Source organism: Pilimelia columellifera subsp. columellifera (assembly GCF_039532605.1).
Lineage (GTDB): Bacteria > Actinomycetota > Actinomycetes > Mycobacteriales > Micromonosporaceae > Pilimelia > Pilimelia columellifera.
Genome location: NZ_BAAARY010000071.1, coordinates 1 through 1,115 on the forward strand (window position 1 = coordinate 1; position 1,115 = coordinate 1,115).

The following is a 1,115-nucleotide window of genomic DNA, read 5'->3' on the forward strand; positions in this document are numbered from 1 at the left end:
GCCGAGTGCAGCAACCCGTAATCGACTGCCCCGTCCAGGTCGAAAATCGACTGACCGGTATACACGTCGGGGCTGGCGTCATCGAAAACACTGTGGAACCGAAGACCTTCCTGCAACGCAGACAACGGCAGAATATCCTCAACCACCGGTGCGCTCTGTCCGGCGCGGGTCGCCGGCGCAGGTGCCGGTGTCGGCTGCGTAGGCTCCACCCGGTCGGTGTGCAGGGTGCGGGCCAGCTCCGCTGGCGACGGGTTCTCCAGGATTTCCCGCACGGTTACCGGACGGGAAAACCGGTCGCGGACCCGCGCGGCCAGACGGGTGGCGAGCAGCGAGTTGCCGCCCAGGTAGAAGAAGTCCTCGCCCGGGTCTACCGCGGACAGGCCGAGTACCTCGGCGTAGAGCCCGGCCACTGCTTCCTCGGTGGCGTCGCGGGGTACCCGGTCGGGCTCGGCGTTCGTGGGGAGCGCCGCTTCGTCCACGCTGCCGTCCGCGGCCAGCGGCAATTCGGTGACCTGCACCAGAAGCGAAGGGACCATGTGCCGGGGCAGGGTGGCGCGCAGATGCTGCTGGACGGCGACTCGGTCCACCGTCTGCCCTTGCTCGGGCTGCACATACGCGACCAGCCGCGGAGTGCCCGAGGGGGACGAGCGGACAACGACAACGGCGCGTTCGACACGCGGGGCCGTCGTTGCCGCCTTCGTTACAGCCTCCCGATCGATCTGGACGGTGCCGAGGGTGAGCCGGTCGGCTACCGATTCACCCGGTCGTAGCTGCCCCTCGGTCGTCCATTGCCCCAGTCGGGCGAGCCGGTACATCGGTGAACCGTCAGCGGCGAACGGATCAGCCACGAGGCGCTCGGGGTCAGGACGGAGGTTGAGTTGGTCCAGTCGTCCGGCCAGATAGAGCTCGCCGGTGGCCCGAGCGGGTACCGGACGGAGCGCGGAGTCCAGCAGGTAGACGCGCGCGCCGGTGGCGGGGATCCCGGCCGGCAGCACCTCCGCCGGCGCCCGCCGTGACCACGTTTCGAGTATGTGTCGGCGTTCGGTGTTGTGGAGTGTTGGGAGGTGGGCGGTGAGTTGTTGGGGGTTTTGTTGGATTGCTTGTAGTACTTGTTG

1 protein-coding gene is annotated in these 1,115 nt (G+C 68.1%); it reads right to left on the reverse strand.

The genetic code is table 11. The features are described from left to right. Positions 1–1,115, reverse strand: a 1,115-nt coding sequence (locus ABD287_RS18360; protein ID WP_344174791.1) for a phosphopantetheine-binding protein, incomplete at both ends; no start/stop codon positions are given.